Genomic DNA, 3840 nt, shown 5'->3' with positions numbered 1-3840 from the left:
TTGATCAACAACGCCCTTTTTAGTTAGTACATAATGAGCGTAATCTTGTCCGATCGACATTTAGGACATACAAACTTCTTTACACGCATCTTGATTAAAAATGCTTGTCTATCGGATAGAATATAACCACATCCTTTACACGCTATATTTGATTTTCCAGGTGGTTTTATTGGCATATCTTTCCCGAACCTTAATATTAAAAATTCTCATAAATAACTATTTTCATTAGCCAACTTTTCATCAGAGGTAGTTTTATTTAACCTTACCGCTCACAAACAAACGACTGATGGCTTGATCACTTTATTAGTATTGGTATTCACATAACCTCTGAGCAATACGTGTTGAATAGGACCGCTGGTATTCTTACTCGTATTATGTTTGATGTGCTGTTGAGTGTCGAATTCTATACCTTTAGTTACTTCCTGAAACGCGAACATCGGATAAGCCAAAATAAAGCGTTCGAATAGAGCATCAAACATTTTAATAACCCTATCTATATCGGCATTATCACCGTTAACCACTTCGTTTTTTATATAATCCCAAAGATTAGAAATATTCTTTTCTTGGATACCACAAGCCACTAACCCCTGCATGCTGGTATCCTTAAAAATGCCTCGTAACGACCCCTGAGTTTTTTCGCTTAACTCGTGATACAGTTGGCTGAGCAATATATCGCTTTCAAAGGTATGCTTATACTTATCTAACGCTGTATTTATCTCATTTACTTGTTCTTGCTTGCTTTCCAGCTCATCTTTCTTTTCACTCAATGCCTCGACCAGGTTTTTGTTATCTTCTTTAAAAGCAATAAGATCCTCCTCTGTATTTTTCTTTTTTTGCGCTAGATCTTCATAAGCTTTAACTACATCGGAAAGCTTTTTCCTTAACACCTCTACCTGCTCTTTTTGTGCACTCAGTGCCAGTTTCAACTCTTCATTTTTCTGATTGAGAAGGTTATATTCTTCAATTACAACGGTATTTTTTTGTTCGTTCAGATGCTTATTACTGCTCTGTTTAGAACTCTCAACAATAGCAATAATTTTGTTTTTTACCGTTTCATTTTCCAGTGCAGATAATAAATCATTTTCGGAAATAGCCATTATTGTTGCCTTTTATAGCTGCGCGTTTTTTTAAGATAAAATGCCTGAATACTAGTTTCATCGGAAGAAGAGCTATCGGAATCAGACAGGTTATCATCAACTATCGGCGCTTCGCTATAGGGCCGTTCCTGAGTCACACTTCGATGCGCCAATTTGTCAATAGCATTTGGGAAGCATAAAGCTTCACAGTTCCGTAAGCAAAATTCATCGATAGCTAGTCGAACATCTTCTAAGTCATTATTAAATCGCCCAGCGATGGTCAAATCAGGGTCGATACCGAAATCTGGATCATCCCTAATCATGATAATCGCGATTCTTTCTCCCTCAACATATTCAATTTTTTTCTTAAAGGTGTGCCAAAATTCAGATTTAGGAAGATATTCTTCTCCCTCAAATCGAATAATTTCTATCTTGCCCAAAATAAGTCGATAGGCTTGCGCTTGGTCACCTTTTACAGAAACAATATAATCTGTCATTTAAGACTTTAACCTCATCACTTTATCTTCTATTTGTTCCACCGATAGATCGGGATCGACCCTCTGATAGGCTGCGACCAATGCATCCGCATGTTTTCCACTTTCACTAACACTTAACTCATCCTTGATGTAAAGACCATAGTCACCCGTCTCTAACTGCTTTTCTTTATATACTTTTATGGTTTCGATAATTTCTTTTGATTCGACCCCCTGTTGAGCAACTACCGCCAAAAAATCAGGCGTGACAACAGTATCTAGCTTTTCATTAATACCTTTTAATGTAATCGATGCACCAATCGACGAACGAGCCAATAGATCTTTCTCATCCAAATTATCAAACTTTTCCCGATCAATGGTCACGTCATCTTGCAGGTACTTAATGTAGTCATTAATGGTATCAAAGTCATCTGGCTTCATATCAGCCATCATGGCTTTTTCGCCAAGCTCTGCCATATCGGAGCTAGGGTTAATAATACCTAGACTAATACCAATCGCCTTGATCGTATCACCGACTTTTGCTGCCAGTTCCACTCCCAATTCAGCGATCTTCGTAGCGGTAGCACTTACCGCATCTGTGATTTTACTCGCCACACTACTGATTACGTTACATGCGCTAGACGCTATGCTAGATAACGCTGAACCCAAACTACTGAAAAAACCCATAACGCCTCCTAAATTTTAACTTTTAGATCTTTTCTGAAAGTATCATGATGTCGCAATCTAATGCGAACATCACGATCTATATACAAACTGTGTGAAAAATCATTTAGCAATGATTGCCTTTCCTGCTCATCCAGCTTATCGCCCGTATGGTAACAATTTTCATTAATAAAATGACACATAAACTCCCAACCAAAACGGTCGATATAATACAATAAATCGTCCTTTTTCTTTTCTTTACCTACAGCCTGGTACCAAGCCATTTCCACCTTACCATGTAAAAAATCAATAATATCGTCTTCATTCGGTGGGACGTTGAGAAATTCTAGGCCAGGAATTAATCCTGAACGATAGTTATTGATATAAAAGTTAAGTGCTAACTTTCTAATTTTATCTTCATCAATCTCTTCTTCATTGGTAGTGCTGATATACTCTTTTATTTGTACTTGCAGTGGTTTACTCATCCCAGAGCTCGATAGTAACACCCTCCCTGGTTCTAAGTTAGATAAGAAATCTTTTTGTTCATCCGTGAGCGCCATAGTATTCCCTACGGCCTCTTTATCGTCTTTAGCAAATAGCTTATGGATAATTTTTGTGTTGGTGTTTTTAAGTACTTCGGGAGTGAGTTTATTAGGAATCTGATCGACAATAATCAAAGATTCGCCGTACTTTCTCACTTCAGCCAACATATCCGAAAAAGTTTCAACACCCTGCTTTTTATTCTGACTATCACCAACTTCAAACTTAGACAACAAACGGTGCGCTTCTTCAATTAAGGTGATATGACGAAATTTTTTCCCTTGTTTTTGATAGGCTCGATGATTCGCTCTAATCGCTTCATTTAGATTCGATAAAACGAAGCCCATGATCAATGATTTTTCACTCGGATTGCGTATTTCTTCCAACTCAAGAATTACATTTCTTTTTACCAAATCATTAAAGTTAATTGAGCGTGGGGTATCGAGCATGATGCCTTTCGCACCAATTAACAAACCTTGTAATCTGGCTTTAATGGATCCAATATAATCTTGCTTAAGTCGATCATCAAAACCTTGGCTAGCGACCACTTCTTCGGTCTTCAACACCAAGTCACTTAAAGTAGGAAATGCATAGACGCCATCAGAAAAAGGATCATCATAAAATCGGTTCTTCGAGGTAGCAATATCCCAACCTTTATCTTCATAGCACTGATAAATAGCCGCTTCGATTAGTTGAGGGATCGCTGCTTCCATATCGAATGAGGATTCAATACTGGCTTTTATCATATCAACACGAGAGGTGATATTCTCGTGTGGGAAGAACTCAAATGGATTGAGTTTAAATGGTGCAATGTTATTATTCCCTAGGGTGAAAATAAGAATATCGTCATTGTTCTTAGCAAGCACCCTGTATTCCGTTTTTGCCGGTTCAATCACCAAAAATGGCATATCCGCAGAATCCAGTAATCGCTGGCAGGTGGTTGTTTTTCCGGCGTTGTTTCCTAAATCATTGAACTTATCACTCTAGCGGCGATCAGATCATCAACGCCTCAAAACCGGTCTCAGATGATGAGCAAAGCCAAGTATAAAATCAGCAATTGGAAGCAATACAATCAAGCACATTAATCG

At 38.0% G+C, this 3840-nt stretch carries 4 protein-coding genes; all 4 read right to left on the bottom strand.

What is annotated here, in order from left to right; genetic code table 11:
• Positions 1-269: 269 nt before the first annotated feature.
• Genes BGK46_RS00655 through BGK46_RS00640 form a run of 4 tightly spaced genes read right to left on the bottom strand, consistent with a single transcriptional unit; the run spans position 270 to position 3660 of the window.
• A complete protein-coding gene (locus BGK46_RS00655; protein WP_069586540.1) occupies positions 270-1097 on the bottom strand; it encodes a hypothetical protein in 828 nt (275 codons plus the stop codon).
• Positions 1097-1573: a hypothetical protein gene (locus tag BGK46_RS00650; RefSeq protein WP_069586539.1), complete on the bottom strand. Its 477-nt coding sequence runs from the start codon at positions 1571-1573 to the stop codon at positions 1097-1099. Before BGK46_RS00650 ends, BGK46_RS00655 begins: the two co-directional genes overlap by 1 nt.
• Complete coding sequence (locus BGK46_RS00645; RefSeq protein ID WP_084781172.1) at positions 1574-2236, bottom strand: hypothetical protein; 663 nt, start codon at positions 2234-2236, stop codon at positions 1574-1576.
• Between the two features lie 8 nt (positions 2237-2244).
• A complete protein-coding gene (locus BGK46_RS00640; RefSeq protein ID WP_254659630.1) occupies positions 2245-3660 on the bottom strand; it encodes an ATP-binding protein in 1416 nt (471 codons plus the stop codon).
• Positions 3661-3840: the final 180 nt, after the last annotated feature.

It is taken from the genome of Salinivibrio sp. SS2, from assembly GCF_001722075.1.
GTDB lineage: Bacteria > Pseudomonadota > Gammaproteobacteria > Enterobacterales > Vibrionaceae > Salinivibrio > Salinivibrio proteolyticus.
The sequence above is the reverse complement of the archived record's forward strand: the minus strand, read 5'-3'. Positions and strand labels throughout refer to the sequence as shown.

Coding starts and splice junctions, on each gene's coding strand:
- BGK46_RS00655 (WP_069586540.1), bottom strand. CDS start 1,097: ATGGCTATTTCCGAAAATGATTTATTATCTGCACTGGAAAATGAAACG.
- BGK46_RS00650 (WP_069586539.1), bottom strand. CDS start 1,573: ATGACAGATTATATTGTTTCTGTAAAAGGTGACCAAGCGCAAGCCTAT.
- BGK46_RS00645 (WP_084781172.1), bottom strand. CDS start 2,236: ATGGGTTTTTTCAGTAGTTTGGGTTCAGCGTTATCTAGCATAGCGTCT.
- BGK46_RS00640 (WP_254659630.1), bottom strand. CDS start 3,660: ATGCCATTTTTGGTGATTGAACCGGCAAAAACGGAATACAGGGTGCTT.